This window comes from Streptomyces sp. NPDC048392 (genome assembly GCF_043200575.1).
Classification (GTDB): domain Bacteria; phylum Actinomycetota; class Actinomycetes; order Streptomycetales; family Streptomycetaceae; genus Streptomyces.
This window is the reverse complement of the sequence record NZ_JBICYB010000017.1, coordinates 118,484-140,411: the sequence shown is the minus strand read 5'-3', so window position 1 is coordinate 140,411 and position 21,928 is coordinate 118,484. Positions and strand designations below refer to the sequence as shown.

The 21,928-nt window shown below is 71.8% G+C and carries 21 protein-coding genes and 1 pseudogene; 12 read left to right on the top strand and 10 right to left on the bottom strand.

Features of this window, described 5'->3' with window-relative positions; translation table 11 throughout:
* Nucleotides 1-150: 150 nt before the first annotated feature.
* The 4 genes from ACGFYH_RS22900 to ACGFYH_RS22885 form a co-directional block, all read right to left on the bottom strand.
* Nucleotides 151-1,050 (bottom strand): amino acid ABC transporter permease, encoded by a 900-nt coding sequence (locus tag ACGFYH_RS22900; protein WP_393805011.1) that lies wholly within the window; start codon nucleotides 1,048-1,050, stop codon nucleotides 151-153.
* Nucleotides 1,047-1,715 carry an amino acid ABC transporter permease gene (locus ACGFYH_RS22895; protein WP_393805010.1) on the bottom strand — a complete coding sequence of 223 codons (669 nt, stop codon included), beginning with the start codon at nucleotides 1,713-1,715 and terminating at the stop codon, nucleotides 1,047-1,049. Before ACGFYH_RS22895 ends, ACGFYH_RS22900 begins: the two co-directional genes overlap by 4 nt.
* A gap of 84 nt (nucleotides 1,716-1,799) precedes the next feature.
* Nucleotides 1,800-2,633 (bottom strand): glutamate ABC transporter substrate-binding protein, encoded by an 834-nt coding sequence (locus tag ACGFYH_RS22890; RefSeq protein ID WP_393805009.1) that lies wholly within the window; start codon nucleotides 2,631-2,633, stop codon nucleotides 1,800-1,802.
* Between the two features lie 95 nt (nucleotides 2,634-2,728).
* Nucleotides 2,729-3,505: an amino acid ABC transporter ATP-binding protein gene (locus ACGFYH_RS22885; protein ID WP_393805008.1), complete on the bottom strand. Its 777-nt coding sequence runs from the start codon at nucleotides 3,503-3,505 to the stop codon at nucleotides 2,729-2,731.
* A 302-nt stretch (nucleotides 3,506-3,807) separates the two neighbouring features.
* Here ACGFYH_RS22885 and ACGFYH_RS22880 point away from each other — a divergent pair, with 302 nt between their 5' ends.
* Together ACGFYH_RS22880 and ACGFYH_RS22875 are read left to right on the top strand one after the other, a co-directional pair.
* Nucleotides 3,808-4,494 carry a response regulator transcription factor gene (locus tag ACGFYH_RS22880; RefSeq protein ID WP_393805007.1) on the top strand — a complete coding sequence of 229 codons (687 nt, stop codon included), beginning with the start codon at nucleotides 3,808-3,810 and terminating at the stop codon, nucleotides 4,492-4,494.
* Between the two features lie 9 nt (nucleotides 4,495-4,503).
* Complete coding sequence (locus tag ACGFYH_RS22875; RefSeq protein ID WP_393805006.1) at nucleotides 4,504-5,949, top strand: ATP-binding protein; 1,446 nt, start codon at nucleotides 4,504-4,506, stop codon at nucleotides 5,947-5,949.
* Here the strand turns inward: ACGFYH_RS22875 and ACGFYH_RS22870 are convergent.
* A complete protein-coding gene (locus tag ACGFYH_RS22870; protein ID WP_393805005.1) occupies nucleotides 5,928-6,923 on the bottom strand; it encodes a TAXI family TRAP transporter solute-binding subunit in 996 nt (331 codons plus the stop codon). The genes ACGFYH_RS22875 and ACGFYH_RS22870 overlap by 22 nt on opposite strands.
* 115 nt (nucleotides 6,924-7,038) lie before the next feature.
* Complete coding sequence (locus tag ACGFYH_RS22865; protein ID WP_393805028.1) at nucleotides 7,039-7,434, bottom strand: hypothetical protein; 396 nt, start codon at nucleotides 7,432-7,434, stop codon at nucleotides 7,039-7,041.
* Here ACGFYH_RS22865 and ACGFYH_RS22860 point away from each other — a divergent pair.
* On the top strand, nucleotides 7,354-7,743 hold the full coding sequence (locus ACGFYH_RS22860) for a hypothetical protein (RefSeq protein ID WP_393805026.1): 390 nt from the start codon (nucleotides 7,354-7,356) through the stop codon (nucleotides 7,741-7,743). The two genes, ACGFYH_RS22865 and ACGFYH_RS22860, sit on opposite strands and share 81 nt — an antisense overlap.
* 21 nt (nucleotides 7,744-7,764) lie before the next feature.
* On the opposite strand, the gene ACGFYH_RS22855 is transcribed toward ACGFYH_RS22860, so the two are convergent.
* Nucleotides 7,765-9,000 (bottom strand): cation:proton antiporter, encoded by a 1,236-nt coding sequence (locus ACGFYH_RS22855; protein WP_393805004.1) that lies wholly within the window; start codon nucleotides 8,998-9,000, stop codon nucleotides 7,765-7,767.
* A gap of 4 nt (nucleotides 9,001-9,004) precedes the next feature.
* Nucleotides 9,005-9,490 (bottom strand): cation:proton antiporter regulatory subunit, encoded by a 486-nt coding sequence (locus ACGFYH_RS22850; protein WP_393805003.1) that lies wholly within the window; start codon nucleotides 9,488-9,490, stop codon nucleotides 9,005-9,007.
* Between the two features lie 102 nt (nucleotides 9,491-9,592).
* Here ACGFYH_RS22850 and ACGFYH_RS22845 point away from each other — a divergent pair.
* From ACGFYH_RS22845 to ACGFYH_RS22835, 3 genes and pseudogenes are all read left to right on the top strand, one after another.
* Nucleotides 9,593-9,817: pseudogene (locus ACGFYH_RS22845) on the top strand (sensor histidine kinase); the annotation flags it as partial.
* A gap of 428 nt (nucleotides 9,818-10,245) precedes the next feature.
* The gene (gene miaB / locus ACGFYH_RS22840; RefSeq protein ID WP_393805002.1) at nucleotides 10,246-11,763 is read left to right on the top strand and encodes a tRNA (N6-isopentenyl adenosine(37)-C2)-methylthiotransferase MiaB; all 1,518 of its coding nucleotides are present in this window, start codon (nucleotides 10,246-10,248) and stop codon (nucleotides 11,761-11,763) included.
* Between the two features lie 48 nt (nucleotides 11,764-11,811).
* Complete coding sequence (locus ACGFYH_RS22835) at nucleotides 11,812-12,525, top strand: class III extradiol dioxygenase subunit B-like domain-containing protein (protein WP_393805001.1); 714 nt, start codon at nucleotides 11,812-11,814, stop codon at nucleotides 12,523-12,525.
* A 137-nt stretch (nucleotides 12,526-12,662) separates the two neighbouring features.
* Here ACGFYH_RS22835 and ACGFYH_RS22830 read toward each other — a convergent pair whose 3' ends face one another.
* Both ACGFYH_RS22830 and ACGFYH_RS22825 read right to left on the bottom strand, forming a co-directional pair.
* Nucleotides 12,663-12,968 carry an antitoxin gene (locus tag ACGFYH_RS22830; RefSeq protein ID WP_393805000.1) on the bottom strand — a complete coding sequence of 102 codons (306 nt, stop codon included), beginning with the start codon at nucleotides 12,966-12,968 and terminating at the stop codon, nucleotides 12,663-12,665.
* A gap of 24 nt (nucleotides 12,969-12,992) precedes the next feature.
* Nucleotides 12,993-13,268: a hypothetical protein gene (locus ACGFYH_RS22825; RefSeq protein WP_393804999.1), complete on the bottom strand. Its 276-nt coding sequence runs from the start codon at nucleotides 13,266-13,268 to the stop codon at nucleotides 12,993-12,995.
* Nucleotides 13,269-13,451: 183 nt separating this feature from the next.
* Here ACGFYH_RS22825 and miaA point away from each other — a divergent pair, with 183 nt between their 5' ends.
* The 6 genes from miaA to hflX all read left to right on the top strand — a co-directional run bounded on the left by miaA (nucleotide 13,452) and on the right by hflX (nucleotide 21,764).
* A complete protein-coding gene (gene miaA / locus ACGFYH_RS22820; protein ID WP_393804998.1) occupies nucleotides 13,452-14,390 on the top strand; it encodes a tRNA (adenosine(37)-N6)-dimethylallyltransferase MiaA in 939 nt (312 codons plus the stop codon).
* Between the two features lie 107 nt (nucleotides 14,391-14,497).
* Nucleotides 14,498-14,998 (top strand): hypothetical protein, encoded by a 501-nt coding sequence (locus ACGFYH_RS22815; protein ID WP_393804997.1) that lies wholly within the window; start codon nucleotides 14,498-14,500, stop codon nucleotides 14,996-14,998.
* Nucleotides 14,999-15,106: 108 nt separating this feature from the next.
* Nucleotides 15,107-16,000, top strand: coding sequence for a diaminopimelate epimerase (gene dapF / locus ACGFYH_RS22810; protein ID WP_393804996.1), 894 nt, complete (start codon nucleotides 15,107-15,109; stop codon nucleotides 15,998-16,000).
* Nucleotides 16,001-16,246: 246 nt separating this feature from the next.
* Nucleotides 16,247-18,424 (top strand): RelA/SpoT family protein, encoded by a 2,178-nt coding sequence (locus ACGFYH_RS22805; RefSeq protein ID WP_393804995.1) that lies wholly within the window; start codon nucleotides 16,247-16,249, stop codon nucleotides 18,422-18,424.
* 175 nt (nucleotides 18,425-18,599) lie between these two features.
* Nucleotides 18,600-20,126, top strand: coding sequence for a M1 family metallopeptidase (locus ACGFYH_RS22800; RefSeq protein WP_393804994.1), 1,527 nt, complete (start codon nucleotides 18,600-18,602; stop codon nucleotides 20,124-20,126).
* Between the two features lie 144 nt (nucleotides 20,127-20,270).
* Nucleotides 20,271-21,764 carry a GTPase HflX gene (hflX, locus tag ACGFYH_RS22795; protein WP_393804993.1) on the top strand — a complete coding sequence of 498 codons (1,494 nt, stop codon included), beginning with the start codon at nucleotides 20,271-20,273 and terminating at the stop codon, nucleotides 21,762-21,764.
* Nucleotides 21,765-21,928: the final 164 nt, after the last annotated feature.

Genomic DNA, 21,928 nt, shown 5'->3' with positions numbered 1-21,928 from the left:
TGTCCCGGGGGACGCAGGTGAACAGGACGTTTGAGCAGGGTGCACGGTCACAGAACGTATGCAACCTATTGCCGCTGCTTGCGTCAAGCGACGGAGGCCGTGGCGATCATGTCACGGCCTCCGTTGATGGTCATACGAGGTGACCGAGTGTCAGGCGTTACCGCCACCGGCGCCGGTGGCCGCCGTTCCGGCCATGTTGGCGTCGTCCGCGTCGAGCACCGTACCGGTCGACTTCTTGGCGCGCCGCAGCCGGCGTTCCAGCCAGCCGGCGAAGCTCGTCAGGCTGAAGTTGAGCGCGATGAAGATGACGGCCACCACCGTGAAGCTGGCGATGGTGTTGGCACCGTAGTACGCGCTCATCGTGTTGGCGGAGGCGAGCAGCTCCGGGAAGGTGAGGACCGCTCCGCCGAGGGCGGTGTCCTTCACGATGACCACGAGCTGGCTGACGATCGCCGGCAGCATCGTGGTGACCGCCTGCGGCAGCAGGATCAGCCGCATGACCTGGCCCTTGCGCAGCCCGACCGCCATCGCGCCCTCGGCCTGGCCCCTGGGCAGCGCCAGGATGCCGGCCCGGACGATCTCCGCGAGGACAGAGGCGTTGTACAGGACCAGGCCGGTGACAACCGCGTACAGCGGCCGGTCGTCCGAGCTGACGTCGGTGTACTGGGAGAAGAGGGCGAGACCGAAGATCATCAGGACCAGCACGGGGATGGACCGGAAGAACTCGACCACGATCGCGGCCGGGACCCGGACCCAGGTGTGGTCCGACAGCCGGGCGATCCCGAGCGCGGCGCCGAGCGGCAGCGCGATGACCACCGCGAGGACAGCGGCCTTCAGGGTGTTCTGCAGGCCCGGCCAGATGTACGTCGACCAGGGCTCGCTGCTGGTGAAGAACATCTCCCACTTGAGCCACTCGAGCTGGCCCTTGTCGGAGAGTGTGCTGACGACCCACCACAGCAGAGCCGCGAGGGCGACGAAGAAGACGATGGTGAACAGGACGTTGCGCCGTTTGGCTCGGGGGCCCTGGGCGTCGTAGAGAAGGGAACTCATCGCTTCACCGCCACCTTCTTGCCCACCCAGCCGAGGAACAGCCCCGTCGGCAAGGTGAGCACCACGAACACGAGAGCGATGATCGCGGAGATCAGCAGGAGCTGGGCCTCGTTCTCGATCATCTCCTTCATCAGCAGTGCCGTCTCGGTGACACCGATGGCGGCCGCCACCGTGGTGTTCTTGATGAGTGCGATGAGCACGTTCGCGAGGGGCACCACCGAGGAACGGAACGCCTGGGGCAGCACCACGTGTCGCAGCACCTGGCCGAAACTGAGGCCGATGGCCCTGGCCGCCTCCGCCTGACCGACCGGGACGGTGTTGATGCCGGACCGCAGCGCTTCGCACACGAAGGCCGAGGTGTAGAGGATCAGGGCGAGGACGGCGAGCCGGAAGTTGATCGTCTCGAAGTCGCCTTCGGCGCCGAGCGTGATCCGCAGGGTCTGGAACAGACCCAGCGACGCGAACAGGATGATCACGGTCAGCGGGATGTTCCGCACGATGTTCACGTACGCGGTTCCGAAACCGCGCATCAACGGCACCGGGCCGACCCGCATGGCGGCCAGTATGGTGCCCCAGATCAGGGAGCCGACGGCCGAGAGCACAGCGAGCTGCACTGTCGTCCAGAAGGCTCCCAGCAGGTCGTACTTGTCAAGAAAGTCGAACACGATCTCCCGCGCTTCCGCGTGTAGGAACGCCCGCCCCGGTGCGCCGCCCCTGCCGGACGGCGGCGCACCCTGTCAGGCCCGGCCTCAGCTCTTGACGTCGCCGATCTTCGGCGCCGGCTCGTTCTTGTACTCGGCCGGGCCGAAGTTGTCCTTCACGGCCTTGTCCCAGGCGCCGTCGGCGACCATGGCCTCGAGCGCGTCGTTGATCTTGGCCTTGAGGTCGCTGCCCTTCTTGACCCCGATGCCGTAGTTCTCGTTGGTCATCTTGAAGCCGCCGAGCTTGAACTTGCCCTTGAACTGCGACTGGGAGGCGTAACCGGCGAGGATCGAGTCGTCCGTGGTCAGCGCGTCGATGGCGCCGTTCTGCAGACCGGTGAGGCAGGCCGAGTACGTCGGGTAGTTCTGGAGCTGGGCCTTGGGGGCCAGCTTCTTCTTGACGTTCTGGGCCGAGGTCGAACCCGTGACCGAGCAGAGCTTCGCGTCGTTCAGGTCGTCCGGCGACTTGATCTTGTCGTCGTCGGAGCGCAGCAGCACGTCCTGGTGGGCGAGCAGGTAGGGGCCGGCGAAGTCGACCTTCTCCGAGCGCTCGGGGGTGATCGAGTATGTGGCGGCGATGAAGTCGACGTCACCGCGCTGCAGCATGGTCTCGCGGTCGGCGCTCTTCGACTCCTTCCACTCGATCTGGTCCTCGGTGTAGCCGAGCTTCTTGGCGACGTACGTGGCGACGTCCACGTCGAAGCCCTCGTAGCCGTCCGGGGTCTTCTGGCCGAGGCCGGGCTGGTCGAACTTGATGCCGACGGTGACCTTCTTGTCGTCACCGGAGGAGCCGCCGTCCTTGTCGTCGCCGCCGCACGCGGTGGCGGCCAGGGCGAGGGCGAGCACGGTGGCCGAGGCGGCGGAAACCTTGCGAAGCTTCATGGTGGACATCCTTTGGCTGTGATCGGACGATCAGATGCGGGAGACGGGCGGGCCGGGGCGCCGACGCGGGACGTCGGAGGAGCTCCGGCGGAGTCTCAGTGGTGCAGGATCTTCGACAGGAAGTCCTTGGCGCGGTCACTGCGCGGATTGCTGAAGAACTGGTCCGGCGTGGCCTCTTCGACGATGCGGCCGTCCGCCATGAACACCACGCGGTTGGCCGCCGACCGGGCGAAGCCCATCTCGTGCGTGACGACGACCATGGTCATGCCCTCGCGGGCGAGCTGCTTCATGACCTCCAGCACCTCGTTGATCATCTCGGGGTCGAGCGCCGACGTCGGCTCGTCGAAGAGCATGACCTTCGGGTCCATGGCCAGCGCCCGCGCGATGGCGACGCGCTGCTGCTGACCACCGGAGAGCTGTGCGGGGTACTTGTCCGCCTGGGCGCTCACGCCGACGCGGTCGAGCAGGGCGCGGGCCTTCTCCTCGGCCTTCCTGGCGTCGGCCTTGCGGACCTTCACCTGGCCCAGGGTCACGTTCTCGAGCACCGTCTTGTGCGCGAAGAGGTTGAAGGACTGGAAGACCATGCCGACGTCGGCCCGCAGCTTGGCCAGTTCCCTGCCCTCGGCGGGGAGCGGCCTGCCGTCGATCGTGATGGAGCCGTCGTCGATGGTCTCCAGGCGGTTGATGGTGCGGCACAGGGTGGACTTGCCGGACCCGGAGGGTCCGATGACCACGACGACCTCGCCGCGGGTGATCGTCAGGTCGATGTCCTGGAGCACGTGCAACGCGCCGAAGTGCTTGTTGACACTCTTCAGGACGACCAGTTCGCCGGTCGCAGCCTTGTCTTCCTTGGCCACCGATACTTCGGTCATCGCTCTCGGGCTCCGTCCTCCTGGGTTTCGGAGGACAGTAGTGACCCTTGACGACGTGCGTCTCTACATCTGAGGGGAATCTGAGCATCACGATCCGATAGCAATCGGACACGAGTCGTAGCACTGGTGAGCAGGGCGCATATCGGCCGGATAACTTCGAGCGGCCGCGACCGGAAGCCTCTTGACGCCGTCCCCCTCCATCGGCGTCACTGCACAGGACGCACGCGCGCGTGCCCGACTTTCCACCCGTACCGACTTCTACCCGTCCCGAGCGTACGGCCGATGAACCGAAGGGAGCCCGGATGAGACTGCTGCTCGTCGAGGACGACAACCACGTGGCCGCCGCCCTGTCCGCGATCCTGGCACGGCACGGCTTCGACGTCACCCACGCGCGCAGCGGCGAGGAGGCGCTCCAGGCGCTCGTCCCCGAGGTCGACGGCTTCGGCGTCGTCCTGCTCGACCTGGGCCTGCCCGACCAGGACGGCTACGAGGTCTGCGGCAAGATCCGCAAGCGCACCGGCACCCCGGTCATCATGGTCACCGCGCGCTCCGACGTCCGCTCCCGCATCCACGGCCTGAACCTCGGCGCCGACGACTACGTGGTCAAGCCGTACGACACCGGGGAACTGCTCGCCCGGATCCACGCCGTCAGCCGGCGCACGGCGCACGAGGACGCCACCGGGAGCACCGAGACCGTGGTGCGCCTCGGCGCGGTGCGCATCGAGCTGCCGACACGCCAGGTGAGCGTGGACGGTTCGGTCGTCCAGCTGACACGCAAGGAGTTCGATCTGCTCGCCCTGCTCGCCCAGCGCCCCGGCGTGGTCTTCCGCCGCGAGCAGATCATCAGCGAGGTCTGGCGGACCAGCTGGGAGGGGACCGGGCGCACCCTGGAGGTGCACGTCGCCTCCCTGCGCTCCAAGCTGCACATGCCCGCGCTGATCGAGACCGTCCGCGGCGTCGGCTACCGCCTCGTCGCGCCCACCGCCTAGCGGGGCCGGGTGAGCACACGCCTGCTCCCGCTGCTCATCGTCCTGATGGCGGCCGTACTCCTCGCGCTCGGCGTGCCCCTCGGCATCAGCGTCGCCCGGGCGGAACAGCAGAAGGTCGTCATCGACCGCATAGACGACACGGCGCGCTTCGCCGCGCTCGCCCAGTTCGTCACCGAGGACGTGCCGGGCGGCTCACGGCAGACGGACACGGACGAGCGCCTGAAGACGCTGCAGACCGAGCTGACCAGCTACTACGAGGTCTACGGCATCAAGGCGGGCGTCTTCTACCGCAATCACATCCCGATGGCCAACGCGCCGACCACCTGGTTCCTGCCGCAGACCGGCGAGGTCCGCGACTCCTTCGACGAGGCGCTGCTCAGCCGCCGCAGCCACGACCCGCGGCAGGTGTGGCCCTGGCAGGACGGCCGCCTCGTGGTGGCCTCGCCGGTCATCCGGGACGGTGACGTGGTCGCGGTCGTGGTCACGGAGTCGCCCACCGATTCGATGAGATCGAACACCGTGCGCGGCTGGCTGCTCATCGGCGCCGGGGAGTTCGCCGCCATGCTGCTCGCCGTCGGTGCCGCGCTGCGGCTGACCGGCTGGGTGCTCAAGCCGGTGCGGGTGCTCGACGCGACCACCCACGACATCGCCACCGGGCGGCTCAAGTCCCGGGTCGCGCCGTCCGGCGGGCCGCCGGAGCTCAGACGCCTGGCCCGGTCGTTCAACGAGATGGCGGACCACGTGGAGGACGTGCTGGAGCAGCAGCGGGCCTTCGTCGCCGACGCCTCGCACCAGCTGCGCAACCCGCTCGCCGCGCTTCTGCTGCGCATCGAGCTGCTCGCCCTGGAGCTGCCCGAGGGCAACGAGGAGATCGCCTCCGTCCAGACCGAGGGAAAACGCCTGGCCCGGGTCCTGGACGACCTGCTCGACCTGGCTCTGGCCGAACACAGCCAGGCCGACCTGGAGGTCACCGACATCGGCGCGCTGACCGCCGAGCGGGTGGCGGCCTGGTCTCCGACGGCCGACGCCAAGGGCGTACGCCTGCTGGGGGAGTGCCCGCCGACCACGGGCTGGGCCGACCCGGTGGCCCTGTCGAGCGCCCTGGACGCGGTCATCGACAACGCGGTGAAGTTCACGCCGCGCGGCGAGACGGTCCGCGTCGAGGTCGCCTCCACCGGAAACGTCACCACCGTCGTCGTCACGGACAACGGTCCAGGGCTGACCGACGGGGAACTCGCACGCGTGGGCGACCGTTTCTGGCGCAGCGGCCGGCACCAGAACATCAAGGGCTCCGGCCTGGGCCTGTCCATCTGCCGGGCGCTGCTCGCGGCGGGCGACGGCTCGATCTCCTTCGGCCGTCACGAGCCGCACGGGCTGGAGGTGACGGTCACGGTGCCCAGGACCGCCCCGGCGCGCAAGGAGCCGGAGCGGTCCTACGGCTTGACCGACCGGTAGTAGCGCCGGGCGCCCTCGTGCAGCTCCAACGGGTCGGTGTAGATCGCGGTGCGCAGATCGACCAGCTGTGCGGAGTGCACGTGCGCGCCGATGCCGTCGCGGCTGTCGAGCACGGTCCGGGTCAGCCACTCGGTGAGCCGCGGATCGACGTCCGCGCGGGTCACCAGCAGGTTGGACACCGCCATGGTGGGCACCACCGCGCCGTTCTGGACCGTGGGGTAGGCCGACTCCGGCATGTTGGTGGTGCGGTAGTAGCGGGTCGCGCCGCCGGACTCGTGCAGCTTGGTGACGAGGTCGTCGCCGATCGGCACGAACCGGAAGGCGGAGCTCTCCGCGATCTGCTTGAGGCCGTCCGTGGGCACCCCGCCCGACCAGAAGAACGCGTCGAGTTCGTCGCCCAGCCGCCCGGGACCGGTGTCGATCCCGTCGGCCCGGGGGGTGATGTCCGTCTCCGGGTCGATGCCCACGGCCCTCAGCAGCCGGGTGGCGATCAGCCGGACACCCGAGTTGGGCAGCCCTATGGCCACCCGCTTGCCCCGCAGGTCGGCGACCGACTGGATGTCCGAGTCGCTGGGCACGACGAGCTGCACGTAGTCGTCGTAGAGGCGGGTGACTCCGCGCAGCCCCTCGGCCCCCGGGCTGCCCGCCAGCTTGTACGTCTCGACCGCGTCGGCCGCGGCGATCGTGAAGTCGGCCTTGCCGGACGCCACCCGCTCGACGTTCTCCTGCGAGCCCGCGCTGGTCATCAGCCGCACGTTCAGCCCCGGCATGTCCTTGCGCAGCTCGGTGCGCAGCAGCTCGCCGTACTTCTGGTAGACCCCCGCACGGGTGCCCGTGCTGAACGTGACGGTCCCGCTCGGCGGCTTCTCGCCCAGCGGCAGCAGCCACCACAGCAGCAGCCCGAGCGCGACGGCGGCGGCGACCGAGCCCTGGACGGCCCGGCGCCCGCCGATACGGGAGAGCAGCGTGGACATGTGGCCGATCCTGCCAGCCCGCACCCGCACTGACCAGGGCCGGGCTCACACGACGACGCACGGCGCGAAGGCGTGGACGTGAGTGGGCCGACCCGGCCCGAGCGCGGTCCCGCTGTCAGTGGCGCTCGCCGGAGTCGTCGGCATGAGCCACACCTCGCCCGCCCGGAGCGGGACGCCGCCCGCCCGGGGCAGCACCTCGCCCGCCGACCTGGCCCGAGCCTTCCACCCCGGGCTGGACGCCCGCGGCACTCCCGCCGAGTTCGCGCCGCCCCGGCTTGCGGACAGCGGCCGGATGCTCGCCGCTGATGCCGCTGATGCCGCTGATGCCGCTGATGCCGCTGACGCCGCTGACGCCGCCGACGCCGCCGACGCCGCCGAGGTGGCGGTGGTGGCGGGCCCGTTCGACGGGCTCGCGCACGCACTGGCCGACGTGGACTACGTCACGTACGGCACGGGCCCCGTGCACGGCATCGGCCCGGACGCGGTGATCGCCGAGGGCGACCGCTCCCACACGACCGAGCTGAGGCCCCCACGGCCGCGTCAGCCGCGGCGCCGGCGGCAAGGTCCTCGAGGGCGACCACCACGAGGCACCGGACGTGTACGGCGTACTGCGCCGGCCGGGGTGGACGCCGGAGGCCCGCGAGGTGCCGGACGTGCCGGGGGCCCGCGCGAGGTGCCGGACGTGCCGGGGGCCCGCGCGAGGTGCCGGACGTGCCGGAGGCCCGCGCGAGGTGCCGGACGTGTCGGAGGCGCCGGGCACCTGACCCGTCGTACGACGACCCCGGCACCCGCGCACCGGGGTCGTGCCGGCCGCCGGTAGCACCTTTCCGGCCCGCGAGGGTCAGTCGCCCACCGACGCCTCCGCCCCTCTCGTCGTCCGGAGCGCCTCCTCCGGGGGCCCGCCGGGGCGGTCGGGGTTGCCGCGGCGCCGGAGAAGGCGCATTGCCAGCGGCTCGGTGAAGCGGGCGGTGAGGGGGCCGAGGACGACCAGGATGAGGACGTACGCCGTGGCCAGCGGGCCGAGGGACGGCTCGATGCCGGCCGAGACCGCGAGGCCCGCGATGACGATCGAGAACTCGCCGCGTGCCACCAGCGCGCCCCCCGCCCGCCAGCGGCCCTTGACGGAGATCCCGGCCCGCCGCGCCGCCCAGTACCCGGTGGCGATCTTCGTCACGGCGGTCAGCAGGGCCAGTGCAAGAGCGGGCAGCAGGACCGGCGGAATGCTGGCCGGATCCGTGTGCAGTCCGAAGAAGACGAAGAAGACCGCCGCGAACAGGTCGCGCAGCGGGCTCAGCAGCGTGTGCGCGCCCTCCGCGACCTCCCCGGACAACGCGATGCCCACCAGGAAGGCGCCCACCGCGGCCGACACCTGGAGCTGCTGCGCGACACCCGCGACCAGGATCGTCAGGCCCAGCACCACGAGCAGCAGCTTCTCCGGATCGTCGCTGGAGACGAACCGCGAGATGACCCGGCCGTAGCGCAACGCGACGAACAGCACCAGGCCCGCCGCGGCCAGCGCGACCGCCAGCGTGATGCTCCCCGTCAGCAGGCCGGCGCCGGCGACCAGAGCCGTGACGATCGGCAGGTACACCGCCATCGCCAGGTCCTCCAGGACCAGCACGCTCAGGATCACCGGTGTCTCGCGATTGCCGACCCGGCCCAGATCGCCGAGCACCTTGGCGATGACACCGGACGACGAGATCCACGTCACGCCGGCGAGGACCACGGCGGCCACCGGACCCCAGCCCATCAGCAGCGCGGCCACCGCGCCCGGCACGGCGTTGAGCGCGCAGTCGACGAGACCGGCCGGGTAGTGGGACTTGAGGTTGGTGACCAGGTCGCTGGCCGTGTACTCCAGACCCAGCATGAGCAGCAGGAGGATGACACCGATCTCGGCGCCGATCGCGACGAACTCCTCGCTCGCGCCGAGCGGGAGCAGTCCGCCCTCGCCGAAGGCCAGACCGGCCAGCAGGTACAGCGGGATGGGGGACAGCCGGTACCGTCCGGCGAACCGCCCGAGCAGCCCGAGCCCCAGGATGATGGAACCGAACTCGATCAGCAGAACCGCGGAGTGCACCGGCTCACTCCTGCCCGAGTATCGCCGCGGCGGCGTCGACGCCCTCACGGGTGCCGATGACGATCAAGGTGTCACCACCCACGAGCCGGAAGTCCGGCGCCGGCGACGGAATCGCCTCGGCACGCCGCAGCACGGCCACGATCGAGGCGCCGGTGTCGGTCCGCAGCCGGGTGTCGCCCAGCAGCCGCCCGTTCCAGCGGGAGGCGGCGGCGACCTCCACCCGCTCGGCGACCAGCCCGAGATCGGTGGTGTAGAGCAGGCTCGCGCTGTGGTGGGAAGGCTTCAGCGCGTCGATCAGCGCGCCCGCCTCGGGGCCGGTCAGCCGCAGCGAGTGGGCACAGGAGTCGGGGTCGTCGGACCGGTACACGTTCACCGTGCGGGCGCCGTCGCGGTGTGCCACCACCGACAGGTGGCGGTGTTCGCGGCTCACCAGGTCGTACTGGACCCCGATACCCGGGAGCGGCGTCGCCCTCAGGCGTGGAGCTGACACGAGCTCTCCCCTCATTCGTCCTGCGTCTCTCGCCACGCTTCCCGCACGTCAGTGACGTGCTCGCGGCCTCCCCATGCTGCCATCCGCACGTACGGTGGCGATATGGGTGTCGTGACGGACACACGCGGCCGGCGGCGGGCGGCGAAGCCGGCCGCGGGGTCGAGCGCGCGGGCCGGAAGGAGCGGAACGGGCAACGTGTCGCTGTTCTGGCGGATCTTCTCGCTCAACGCCGCCGGTCTGGTCGTCGCCACCGCACTGCTGCTGGGACCGGTCACCGTGTCGTCGACGCCCGTCCTGGCCGGGGAGGCGCTGGTTCCGCTCGCCGGTACAGGGCGCCCCGAGCCCATGGTCCGACGGTGCGTGTGCCGCCGGGCCCCGATGCGTGCGGCACCGCCCGAGTGGCCGGATGGCGGGCGCGGCGGCCGGGCCGCCCGCGCGCCGAGGCCGCACCGCCCGCACTGCCCGCACTGCCCGCACCGCCGGTAGCCGGGCGGTCCGGGCGCCGCGGGGAAGGCGACCGGAGCGGGCCGAGCGGGCCGAGCGGGCAGCCGGGCGGCGAGAACAGCGGGGCAGGGCGGCCAGGGGAGCGCAGCCACGGGTCCCGGGCGCGCAGCACCCGCGTAGGGCCCCGGGACAGGGCGCAGGACACTTGTCGCCTGCGGGGGAGCGTTCCCGTACACGACGTTGAGCCTGACGGCGCACCGTCAATGTGCGGGCGGCGTTCGCAGCGATCGTGACCGCCTACCCTTGTTGCCATGAGCAGCATCGACCGGAGCCAGTCAGCGGGCGGCACGCGCACCTATGAAGTACGCACCTACGGGTGCCAGATGAACGTCCACGACTCCGAGCGATTGTCCGGCCTGCTGGAGGACGCGGGTTACGTCCGCGCTCCCGAGGGTGCCGACGACGACGCGGACGTCGTCGTCCTCAACACCTGCGCCGTACGGGAGAACGCCGACAACAAGCTGTACGGCAACCTCGGCCACCTCGCCCCGAAGAAGGCGAGCCGGCCCGGGATGCAGATCGCCGTCGGCGGCTGCCTGGCGCAGAAGGACCGCGACACCATCGTCAAGCGGGCACCCTGGGTGGACGTCGTCTTCGGCACGCACAACATCGGCAAGCTCCCGGTGCTGCTGGAGCGCGCCCGCGTGCAGGAGGAGGCGCAGGTCGAGATCGCCGAGTCCCTGGAGGCGTTCCCGTCCACGCTGCCGACCCGGCGCGAGAGCGCGTACGCGGCCTGGGTCTCCATCTCCGTCGGCTGCAACAACACGTGCACCTTCTGCATCGTCCCCGCGCTGCGCGGCAAGGAGAAGGACCGCCGCCCCGGCGACATCCTCGCCGAGGTCGAGGCCCTGGTCGCCGAGGGCGTCAGTGAGATCACCCTCCTCGGCCAGAACGTCAACGCGTACGGCTCCGACATCGGCGACCGCGAGGCGTTCAGCAAGCTGCTGCGTGCATGCGGGAGCATCGAGGGTCTGGAGCGCGTCCGTTTCACCTCCCCCCACCCGCGCGACTTCACCGACGACGTCATCGCCGCCATGGCCGAGACGCCGAACGCCATGCCGCAGCTGCACATGCCGCTTCAGTCCGGCTCCGACCCGGTGCTCAAGGCGATGCGGCGTTCGTACCGCCAGGAGCGCTACCTCGGGATCATCGAGAAGGTGCGGGCCGCCATCCCGCACGCGGCGATCACCACCGACATCATCGTGGGCTTCCCCGGCGAGACCGAGGAGGACTTCGAGCAGACCCTGCACGTGGTCCGCGAGGCCCGGTTCGCCCAGGCCTTCACCTTCCAGTACTCCAAGCGGCCCGGCACCCCGGCCGCCGAGATGGAGGACCAGATCCCCAAGGCGGTCGTCCAGGAGCGCTACGAGCGGCTCGTCGCCCTCCAGGAGGAGATCTCCTGGGAGGAGAACAAGAAGCAGGTCGGCCGCACCCTGGAGCTGATGGTCGCCGAGGGCGAGGGCCGCAAGGACGGCGCCACCCACCGCCTCTCCGGCCGTGCCCCCGACAACCGCCTCGTGCACTTCACCAAGCCCGACGAGGAGGTCCGCCCCGGCGACGTGGTGACGGTCGGGATCACCTATGCCGCGCCGCACCACCTCCTCGCCGAGGGCGATGTGCTCGGAGTGCGCCGCACGCGCGCGGGCGACGCCTGGGAGAAGCGCAACACGGCCGAGCAGGCCAAGCCGGCGGGCGTGCTGCTGGGGCTGCCGAAGATCGGCGTTCCCGAGCCCCGGCCGGCCGTGGCGAGCGGCTGCGGCTGCGACTGACCCCGAAGGTGCCGCCGCGGGCGGTGGTGCGGGGCTACGCTGCCGATCATGCTTGTCGCCGCCGCCGTCTGCCCCTGCCCGCCGCTCCTCGTGCCGGAGGTCGCCGCGGGAGCCGCGCCCGAGCTCGACGCGGCGCGCACCGCGTGCGCGGACGCGCTGGGTGTGCTCGCCGCGTCCCGGCCCGACCGGCTGGTGGTCGTCGGACCCGCGGACTCCGCCGGTCCCGAGGCGTACGCCCAGGGTGCGCGGGGCTCCTTTCGCGGCTTCGGCGTCGACCTGGACGTGCGCCTGGGCGACGACAGCGGCGCGGCGGGCGGAGCCGGTCTGCCGTACGGGCTCGCCGTGGGCGCCTGGCTGCTCGACCGGACCGGGTGGGCCGATGCTCCCGTCGACGGCGTCGGTGTGGGCGAGGCGCTGCCCGCGGAGAGCTGTGCCGCCGTCGGCCGGGGCATCGCCGCGCGGGCCGGGCGGACGGCGCTGCTGGTGCTGGGCGACGCCAGCGCGTGCCGCACGCTCAAGGCGCCGGGTTACCTCGACGAGCGGGCGGCGCCCTTCGACGCGGCGGCGGGACGTGCCCTGGGCGCGGCGGACGTGGCCGCCCTGGCCGCGCTGGACGTCGCACTGGCCCGGGAGCTCAAGGTGTCGGGCCGGGCACCGTGGCAGGTCCTGGGGGGCGCGGCCGAGGGCACGGGCCTCGCCGGGGCGCTGCTGTACGAGGGCGCGCCCTACGGGGTGGGATACGTCGCGGCCACCTGGTCGTAGCCGCTCGGACGGATGCCGTCGCGCCCCCGGCGGTCACGGAGCCGATCGACCGATCCGGCTCCGTGACCGTCCACGGGCGCGCCCCCGACCCGGGCGCCCGGGCGCGAGCGCCGGGCGCCGAGGCGGCGGTGCGGGGTTCAGGAGGCAGGCGGCGGTCCGGCCGGAGGGGGGCCGCCCGGCGTGCTGCCCGGAGCGCCCCCCGGCGTGCCACCGCCTCCGTCCTTTCCGCCGTCGTCCTGGTGAGCCAGGCGGTCCATGGCGCCCTTGGCCTTGCCCGTACCCGTCTGGATCCGGTCGCTGTACTTGCCCTTGGTCCTCTCGTCGACGGTCCGCGCCACCTTGTCGAGACCGCGATCGACCTTGTCACCGTGCTGCTGCGCGAGGTCGGAGACCTTGCCCTTCGCCGGTTCGAGTCTGGCCTTCAAGTTGTCCAGGAGACCCATGGTTCGCCTTCCCTCGCGGGGCAGTCAGGTGCGGGCGCCCTTGTCGGCCTCGTCGTCGACGGCCTCCCCGGCGGACTGCTGCTTGGGGATGTCGACGCTCTCCGAGTCGCCGGCTTTGCCGGCCCCGGTGGCTTCGTCGGCCTCCGCCGTGTTCCGAGGACCGGTGTCAGCCGCCTCCGCGGCCTCGGCGGTGTCCGTCTCCGCCGCTGGCAAGGTGTCCGGGGTGTCGGCCCGCGTCTCGGCGGCCGACGTTTCCTCGGTGTTCCTCGACCTCCGAAAGAGCCGTGCAAAAACGCCCATATCAACTCCATACGTTACTCGTGCGGGCGAAATCCCGCGGCGTCCGGTGCGTCCGTTTGCGTGGCCGGGGCCATGACCCGGTGGTCCGGGGGAGCGGGAACCTCGCAACGGGCAACGACCCTGGCGGCGGACCGTCACTTAACTCGTTCGAGGGCGAGGTGAGAGGTTTGCGAGACTGGTGCGGTGAGCAGCACACCCCCCGCCCCCCGTGTCATCGCCGTAGTCGGACCCACCGCGGCCGGAAAGTCCGATCTGGGCGTTTTCCTGGCCGAGCGGCTCGGCGGCGAGGTCGTCAACGCCGACTCCATGCAGCTCTACCGTGGGATGGACATCGGCACCGCGAAGCTGACGTCCGAGGAACGCGGTGGCGTTCCGCACCATCTTCTGGACATCTGGGACGTGACGGTCACGGCGTCCGTCGCCGAGTACCAGCGGCTGGCGCGGAGACGGATCGACGCGCTGCTCGCCGGGGGACGCTGGCCGGTCCTCGTCGGCGGTTCCGGCCTCTACGTCCGTGGGGCCGTCGACAACCTGGAGTTCCCCGGCACCGACCCCGAGGTCAGGGCCCGGCTGGAGGAGGAGCTCGAACTGCGCGGCTCGGGCGCGCTGCACGCCCGCCTGTCCGCCGCCGACCCGGAGGCGGGGCGGGCCATTCTGCCCGGCAACGGGCGCCGGATCGTCCGGGCCCTCGAAGTGATCGAGATCACCGGCAGGCCCTTCACCGCCAACCTCCCCGGCCACGACTCCGTCTACGACACCGTGCAGATCGGTGTGGACGTGGCGCGCCCCGAGCTGGACGAGCGCATCGCCCTGCGCGTCGACCGGATGTGGGAGGCCGGGCTGGTCGACGAGGTGCGGGCACTGGAGGCGCGGGGGTTGCGCGAGGGGCGTACGGCTTCGCGTGCGCTCGGCTACCAGCAGGTCCTCGCGGCGCTCGCCGGCGAGTGCACGCTGGACGAGGCGCGCGCCGAGACCGTCCGTGCCACCAAGCGCTTCGCGCGCCGTCAGGATTCATGGTTCAGGCGCGACCCGCGGGTGCACTGGTTGAGTGGGGGTGCGGCGGATCGCACGGAACTTCCCCCGCTCGCCCTGTCGTTGGTCGAACGACCGGTTACAGCCTGATCACGTGATGGCATCGGGACGCCCCGGCCGTCATCCGGGGCTTCGGCGGCGTGCCATCATCGAGCTTCGATCGACCGAGTGAGTCCTAGTTGGGAGGGCGCGTGGCGATGGAGGCCGGCCCTCGCGACACCGCACCGAGCACCGAGCACGGCACCGCCGACCACGGCGGACCCGAGCCGGACGGAGCCGCCCTGAGCCCCGACGGCCCCGACGAGACGCCCCGGGGTGTCGCCGCCGACGGTCCCGAGCCCGACGAGATGTACGGGGACGAGGTCGAGGTCGAGCTGCGCCCCCAGCGCCGGCTGCGGATCTGGCAGCTCGCACCCATCGTGTGCCTGGCCGCGCTCGGTTCCCTGATGTTCGCCTTCCCGCTCGCTTTCGACTTCGGCGACAGCGGCGCCGTGATCGCGATGCTGGGACTGCTGATCTGCTCCTGTGCGGCAGGCTGGGGCATGACGGCCGCCCGGCGGGTCGGTTACACGTGGCCTGGCCTGCCGCAGCGCGGGTCGGGGCGCCGTGCCGACTGGCGGATGATCCTCGTGTACGTCCTGGCGGTCGCCGCGATCGTCGCCCTGGCCGTGTGGCGTGTCGCCCGCCTGCGGGGGTGACGCGGGCTCCGCCCCGGGCCCGGTGTCCCCGCCTCCGCTTCCTCGTCGCACGTCCCGCTGATCCTGGCCCCTCGGCAACACGCCGGGCCCACCCCGTACGATCGAGGAATGAGCACGCGGATCGCCTTCCTCAAGGGCCACGGCACCGAGAACGATTTCGTGATCGTTCCGGACCCGGAGAACGCCCTCGACCTGGCCCCCGCCGCCGTCGCCGCCCTGTGTGACCGCCGCGCGGGCGTCGGCGGTGACGGACTGCTGCACGTGGTGCGGTCCGCGGCTCACCCCGAGGCCGGGGACATGGCCGGCGAGGCGGAGTGGTTCATGGACTACCGCAACGGCGACGGCTCGGTCGCGGAGATGTGCGGCAACGGCGTGCGGGTCTTCGCGCGCTACCTTCAGCGCGCGGGGCACGCCGCCGAGGGTGATCTCGCCATCGCCACGCGCGGGGGCGTGAAGCGCGTCCACATCGCCAAGGCCGTGTCCGACAGCGGCTCCGCCGCGGGCGACGTCACCGTCGGCATGGGCCGCGCACGGCTCCCGGAGGGCGACGTCGTGGTGAGTGTGGGTGCGCGCAGCTGGCCCGCGCGGAACGTGAACATGGGAAATCCGCACGCGGTCGCCTTCGTCGCCGACCTCGCCCACGCCGGTGACCTGTACGCTCCGCCGCCCTTCGAGCCCGCCGACGCCTATCCGGACGGGGTCAACGTCGAGTTCGTGGTCGACCGGGGCCCGCGCCACGTCGCGATGCGCGTCCACGAACGCGGCTCCGGGGAGACCCGCTCCTGCGGCACCGGCGCGTGTGCCGTCGCCGTCGCCACCGCCCGCCGGGACGGCACCGACCCTGCGCTCACCGGCACCCCGGCGACGTACACCGTCGACGTGCCCGGCGGCACCCTGGTGATCACCGAGCATCCCGACGGCGAGATCGGGATGACGGGACCCGCCGTGATCGTCGCGGAGGGCGAGTTCGACTCCGCGTGGCTGGAGGGGGTACTCGCCTGAACCACGACCCGGTGACCACGATCGCGGTGAACCACAGCCCGGTCCATGACACTCAGTGCGAAAACGTAAACCCTCGGACCATCGCTCGAATGGGTGATCCGTTTCACGCTCGGCGAGAGGCGGTCGGCCGCACGTGATGGGCTCGATAGCATCAAGCACCGGCCCGGACGGGGGACCGACACCATCCCCTGAGCCGTGTCCGCCCTGGGATTCCCCGTCCGCCGGTCCGCGCAGCCGGAGGTGCCCATGAATGCGGAGGCCGTGAACCCAGCGAGCCCGGGCCCCGTGCCGCCCGCGGCCACCGGCGCCGTCACGCCGGCGCCCCGCAGGAAGGCCCGCCCCCGGATCGACCTGCGCCGGCTGGGCCGCGCCGCCCTGCTCGGCTCCGCCACCCGCAGCCGGGGCCTGCCCGACGCCATCGGCCATGTCGTGGAGGCCCACCGCGCCCACCACCCCGACGCCGACCTCGACCCGCTGCGCCGCGCCTATGTCCTGGCCGAGTCCTCGCACCGCGGCCAGATGCGCAAAAGCGGCGAGCCGTACATCACCCACCCCCTCGCCGTCACCCTGATCCTCGCCGAACTCGGCGCGGAGACCACCACCCTGACCGCCTCGCTCCTCCACGACACCGTCGAGGACACCGAGGTGACGCTCGACCAGGTCGGCGAGCAGTTCGGTGCCGAGGTCCGCTACCTCGTCGACGGCGTCACCAAGCTGGAGAAGGTCGACTACGGCGCCGCCGCCGAGCCCGAGACCTTCCGCAAGATGCTTCTCGCCACCGGCAACGACGTCCGCGTGATGTCGATCAAACTCGCCGACCGGCTCCACAACATGCGCACCCTCGGCGTCATGCGCCGCGAGAAACAGGAACGCATCGCCAAGGTCACCCGGGACGTACTCATCCCGCTCGCCGAGCGGCTGGGCGTCCAGGCGCTCAAGTCCGAGCTGGAGGACCTCGTCTTCCAGGTCACGCACCCCGAGGAGTACGAGCACACGCGGGAGCTGGTCAACGAGAACGCCGCCCGCGCGGACGACCCGCTCGCCGCGGTCGCCGACGAGGTGCGCGGGGTGCTGCGCGAGGCCGACATCCAGGCCGAGGTCCTCATCCGGCCCCGCCACTTCGTCTCCGTGCACCGCGTCTCCCGCAAGCGCGGCGCGCTCCGCGGCGCGGACTTCGGCCGCCTCCTGGTGCTCGTGCAGGAGGACGCCGACTGCTACGCGGTCCTCGGTGAACTGCACACCTGCATGACGCCCGTCGTCTCGGAGTTCAAGGACTTCATCGCCGTCCCCAAGTTCAACCTGTACCAGTCACTGCACACCGCGGTGGCCCGCGCGGAGGACGGCCAGGTCGTCGAGGTCCTCATCCGCACCCACCAGATGCACGAGGTCGCCGAGGCCGGCGTGGTCGCGCTCGGCAACCCCTACGCCCCGCCGTCGGAGGAGCAGAGCGCGGGCGACGGCGAGCGCGCCGACCCGACCAGGCCCGGCTGGCTCTCCCGGCTGCTCGACTGGCAGCGCGGCGCACCCGACCCCGACACCTTCTGGTCCACCCTCCGCGAGGACCTCGCCCAGGACCGCGAGATCACCGTCTTCCGCCCCGACGGCGGCACCCTCGGCCTCCCCGAGGGCGCCACCTGCGTCGACGCCGCGTACGCACAGTACGGCGAGGACGCGCGCGCGACGATCGGCGCCCGGGTCAACGGCCGCCTGGCGACCATGAGCACGGTGCTGCGGGACGGCGACACCGTCCAGCTCCTGATGGGCCAGGACCCGGCTTCCGAGCCCTCCAGGGAGTGGCTGGAGCACGCCCGCACGCCCGTCGCGCGGATCGCCATTCAGCGGCGGCTCGCCGCCCAGCCCGAGCCGGTGCCCGAAGCGGCGGAGACGGCTCGCGGGCCCGCCGCGCCCGGCTCCCCCTCCCGGCCCCACGCCCCGCGTCCGGCCACCGGCGCTCCCGCCGCCCGTCCCGCCTCCGCCGACGTCCTCGCCGACGCACCGGACGCGACCGTGCGGCTGGCGGGCTGCTGCACCCCCGTGCCCCCGGACGAGATCACCGGCTTCGCCGTGCGCGGGGGAGTGGTGACCGTCCACCGCGCGGAGTGCCCGGTGGTGGGCCGCATGAAGGGCGCCGGACGCGCGGCGGTCGGTGTGCGCTGGGGGGAGAGCACCGAATGCCGGGTGACCCTGCTCGCCGAATCGTTCGGCCGCCCACATCTCCTGGCCGATCTCACCGAGGCCATGGCCCTCGAAGGCGCCGAAATCGTCTCCGCGACCGTCGACCCTCCGGACCGGCAGCGGGTCCGGCACAGCTACACCGTCGTCCTCCCGGACGCCGCCCGGCTGCCCGCCCTCATGCGCGCCATGCGCGACGTGGCCGGCGTGTACGACGTCAGCCGGGCACAGGCGCAGCCGACCGGCGCCTGACCCGGGAGGCCGTACCCCGCACCGCACGGCACAGCCGTCCGGGAGGGCTGCCCGCAGCGCCGTGCGGAAAGAGCCGCGCCGCGGAGACGGGGCAGGGCCCGGCAGAGGTACCCGTTCGGGTGCTCCGGGCGCGCGCCGTCGCCGTCACGCACGCACGCGCTGATAGCCGTGGGGGATGTCGCACACCCCTCACCCCCCGACTCCGCGGTCCCGCGCACGCTCCCGGCGCCGGCTCAGGGCCGCGGCGCTGCTCGCCTCGGCCGTCTCCGTCTGCCTGGTCGCCGCGAGCGCCCCGCCGGCCCCACTGGGTGTCGGCGACCGGCTCTTCCCGCACCTGGGCAATCCCGGCTACGACGTGGCGGCGTACCACCTCTCCTTCACCTACTCCGGCAGCAACAGCGAGCCGCTGAAGGCCGTCACCACCATCGACGCCCGGACGACGGCCGACCTGGACCGGATCAACCTCGACTTCGCCCACGGACAGGTCGACTCCGTCGAGGTCGACGGCGACCCCGCCGACTTCGCCACAGCCGGCGAGGACCTCGTCGTCACGCCCGAGGACGCGCTCGACGAGGGCGAGTGGACCCGGATCACCGTGCGGCACAGCAGCGACCCCGTGTATCCCGAGGACCGCCAGGGCGGCTGGGTGCGCACCGCCGACGGCCTCGCCATGGCCAACCAGGCCGACGTCGCCCACCTGGTGTTCCCCTGCAACGACCACCCCTCCGACAAGGCGCGGTTCACCTTCCGCGTCACCGCCCCCGACGGGCTCACCGCCGTCGCGAACGGTCTCCCGGCGGGCGTGGACCGGACCGGCGGGTCGACCACCTGGACCTACCGGACCCGGCATCCCATGGCCACCGAGCTGGCCCAGGTGTCCATCGGCCGCTCCACGGTGCTGCACCGCGCCGGTCCGCACGGGCTGCCCGTCCGGGACGTCGTGCCGACGAAGCACCGGGCGGCGCTCGAACCGTGGCTGCGCAAGACGCCCGACCAGATCGCGTGGCTGGAGCGGAAGGTCGGGCGCTACCCCTTCGAGACGTACGGCCTACTCATGGCCGACGCGACCACCGGCTTCGAACTCGAGACCCAGACGCTCTCCCTCTTCGAGCGGGAGCTGTTCACCGAGCCCGCCTACCCCGAGTGGTACGTCGAGTCGATCATGGTCCACGAACTGGCCCACCAGTGGTTCGGCGACAGCGTCAGCCCGGGCACCTGGTCCGACCTGTGGCTCAACGAGGGCCACGCCACGTGGTACGAGGCGCTGTACGCGGAGGAGACCGCGGACAAGCCCATGGCGGCGCGTATGAAGGCCGCCTACGGCGCCTCCGACCGCTGGCGCACGGCGGGCGGACCGCCCGCCGCCCCCAAGCCGCCGAAGAACGGCAGCAAGACCGGGATCTTCCGCGCCAACGTCTACGACGGCGCCGCGCTCGTGCTCTACGCCCTGCGCCAGGAGATCGGCGGCCCCGCCTTCGACAGCGTCGAGCGTGCCTGGGTCGCCCGGCACCAGGACGGCACGGCGACGACGGCCGACTTCGTCCGGCTCGCCTCCGAGGTCTCCGGCCGTGACCTGGGCGACTTCTTCCAGGCCTGGCTGTACGGCGCGAAGACCCCGCCGATGCCCGGCCGTCCGGACTGGAAACCGACCGCCGCAGACAAGGCGCCCGCCAAGGCGTTGCGGAAGGCCCACGGGGAATAAGCCCATGACGAGACGGCTCGTGCCGTGCGACCATCTTCGGGACGGCGCGGTACGGGCCGGGGGAATCTCCCCGGCGGCTCGCACGTTGTACACCATGTCGCGGCGGTGCGCCGTGTCGACCTTTCCCCACTGCGTAAGGATCCAATGACCTCCTCTTCTTCCCCCTCCCAGGACACCAAGCGTCTCGCGCAGACCTATCCCGAGGGCCTCCGGGCCGATGCCCTGATGGAAGAGGACGTCGCCTGGAGCCAAGAGACCGGCCGCCAGTGGGACGGCGAGCAGTTCGACCGCTCCGACCGCGCGGCCCTGCGCCGGGTGGCGGGCCTCTCCACCGAACTCGAGGACGTCACCGAGGTCGAGTACCGCCAGCTCCGTCTGGAGCGGGTCGTCCTCGTCGGGGTGTGGACCTCGGGCACCGTGCAGGACGCGGAGAACTCCCTCGCCGAGCTGGCAGCCCTCGCGGAGACCGCGGGCGCGCTCGTGCTCGACGGCGTCGTCCAGCGCCGCGACAAGCCCGACGCAGCCACCTACATCGGCTCCGGCAAGGCCGAGGAACTGCGGGAGGTCGTCCTCGACACGGGCGCGGACACCGTCATCTGCGACGGGGAGCTCAGCCCGGGTCAGCTGATCCACCTCGAGGACGTCGTCAAGGTCAAGGTCATCGACCGCACGGCCCTGATCCTGGACATCTTCGCCCAGCACGCCAAGTCCCGGGAGGGCAAGGCACAGGTCGCGCTCGCGCAGATGCAGTACATGCTGCCGAGGCTGCGCGGCTGGGGCCAGTCGCTGTCCCGGCAGATGGGCGGCGGCAAGGGCGGCGGCCTCGCCACCCGCGGTCCCGGTGAGACCAAGATCGAGACGGACCGGCGCCGGATCCGCGAGAAGATGGCGAAGATGCGCCGGGAGATCGCGGAGATGAAGACCGGCCGCGAGATCAAGCGCCAGGAGCGCAAGCGCCACAAGGTGCCCTCCGTCGCCATCGCGGGTTACACCAACGCCGGAAAGTCCTCGCTGCTCAACCGCCTCACCGGCGCGGGCGTACTGGTGGAGAACGCGCTGTTCGCCACCCTCGACCCGACCGTGCGCCGGGCGGAGACGCCGAGCGGCCGTCTGTACACCCTGGCGGACACCGTCGGCTTTGTCCGGCACCTGCCGCACCACCTGGTCGAGGCGTTCCGCTCCACGATGGAGGAGGTCGGCGAGTCCGACCTGATCCTGCACGTGGTCGACGGATCGCACCCCGTCCCGGAGGAGCAGCTGGCCGCCGTGCGCGAGGTGATCAGGGACGTCGGCGCCACCGGCGTACCCGAGATCGTCGTGATCAACAAGGCCGACATGGCCGATCCGCTGGTGCTCCAGCGGCTGCTGCGGGTCGAGAAGCGGTCCATCGCTGTCTCGGCGCGCACCGGCCGGAACATCGACCAGCTGCTCGCGCTGATCGACGACGAGCTGCCGCGCCCCTCGGTCGAGATCGAGGCGCTCGTGCCGTACACCCACGGCAAGCTGGTCGCCCGCGCCCATGACGAGGGCGAGGTGATCTCCGAGGAGCACACCCCGGAGGGCACCCTGATCAAGGTGCGGGTGCACGAGGAACTGGCGGCGGAACTCACGCCGTACGTACCTGCGCCGCTCGCCTGAGGCACGCGCAGCCGCACGACGACGACCGAGGGCCCGCCCCGCAGGCATGGGGCCCCGGCCCCCGTCGCAACGTGTGAACGTCATGGAACGAGCGGTGGGGTGTGCCGGCCTCGGCCCGGCGCACCCCACCGTCCTGCTGGTCCGCGCCGCGGGCTCAGCCCCGT

Bases quoted from the DNA above. Each gene is read 5' to 3' on its own strand.
- ACGFYH_RS22880 (WP_393805007.1), top strand. From the start codon at position 3,808: ATGAGACTGCTGCTCGTCGAGGACGACAACCACGTGGCCGCCGCCCTG.
- dapF (WP_393804996.1), top strand. From the start codon at position 15,107: ATGAGCACGCGGATCGCCTTCCTCAAGGGCCACGGCACCGAGAACGAT.
- ACGFYH_RS22815 (WP_393804997.1), top strand. From the start codon at position 14,498: ATGGAGGCCGGCCCTCGCGACACCGCACCGAGCACCGAGCACGGCACC.
- ACGFYH_RS22825 (WP_393804999.1), bottom strand. From the start codon at position 13,268: ATGGGCGTTTTTGCACGGCTCTTTCGGAGGTCGAGGAACACCGAGGAA.
- ACGFYH_RS22885 (WP_393805008.1), bottom strand. From the start codon at position 3,505: ATGACCGAAGTATCGGTGGCCAAGGAAGACAAGGCTGCGACCGGCGAA.
- miaB (WP_393805002.1), top strand. From the start codon at position 10,246: ATGAGCAGCATCGACCGGAGCCAGTCAGCGGGCGGCACGCGCACCTAT.
- ACGFYH_RS22830 (WP_393805000.1), bottom strand. From the start codon at position 12,968: ATGGGTCTCCTGGACAACTTGAAGGCCAGACTCGAACCGGCGAAGGGC.
- ACGFYH_RS22870 (WP_393805005.1), bottom strand. From the start codon at position 6,923: ATGTCCACGCTGCTCTCCCGTATCGGCGGGCGCCGGGCCGTCCAGGGC.
- ACGFYH_RS22805 (WP_393804995.1), top strand. From the start codon at position 16,247: ATGAATGCGGAGGCCGTGAACCCAGCGAGCCCGGGCCCCGTGCCGCCC.
- hflX (WP_393804993.1), top strand. From the start codon at position 20,271: ATGACCTCCTCTTCTTCCCCCTCCCAGGACACCAAGCGTCTCGCGCAG.
- ACGFYH_RS22900 (WP_393805011.1), bottom strand. From the start codon at position 1,050: ATGAGTTCCCTTCTCTACGACGCCCAGGGCCCCCGAGCCAAACGGCGC.
- ACGFYH_RS22800 (WP_393804994.1), top strand. From the start codon at position 18,600: ATGTCGCACACCCCTCACCCCCCGACTCCGCGGTCCCGCGCACGCTCC.
- ACGFYH_RS22890 (WP_393805009.1), bottom strand. From the start codon at position 2,633: ATGAAGCTTCGCAAGGTTTCCGCCGCCTCGGCCACCGTGCTCGCCCTC.
- ACGFYH_RS22835 (WP_393805001.1), top strand. From the start codon at position 11,812: ATGCTTGTCGCCGCCGCCGTCTGCCCCTGCCCGCCGCTCCTCGTGCCG.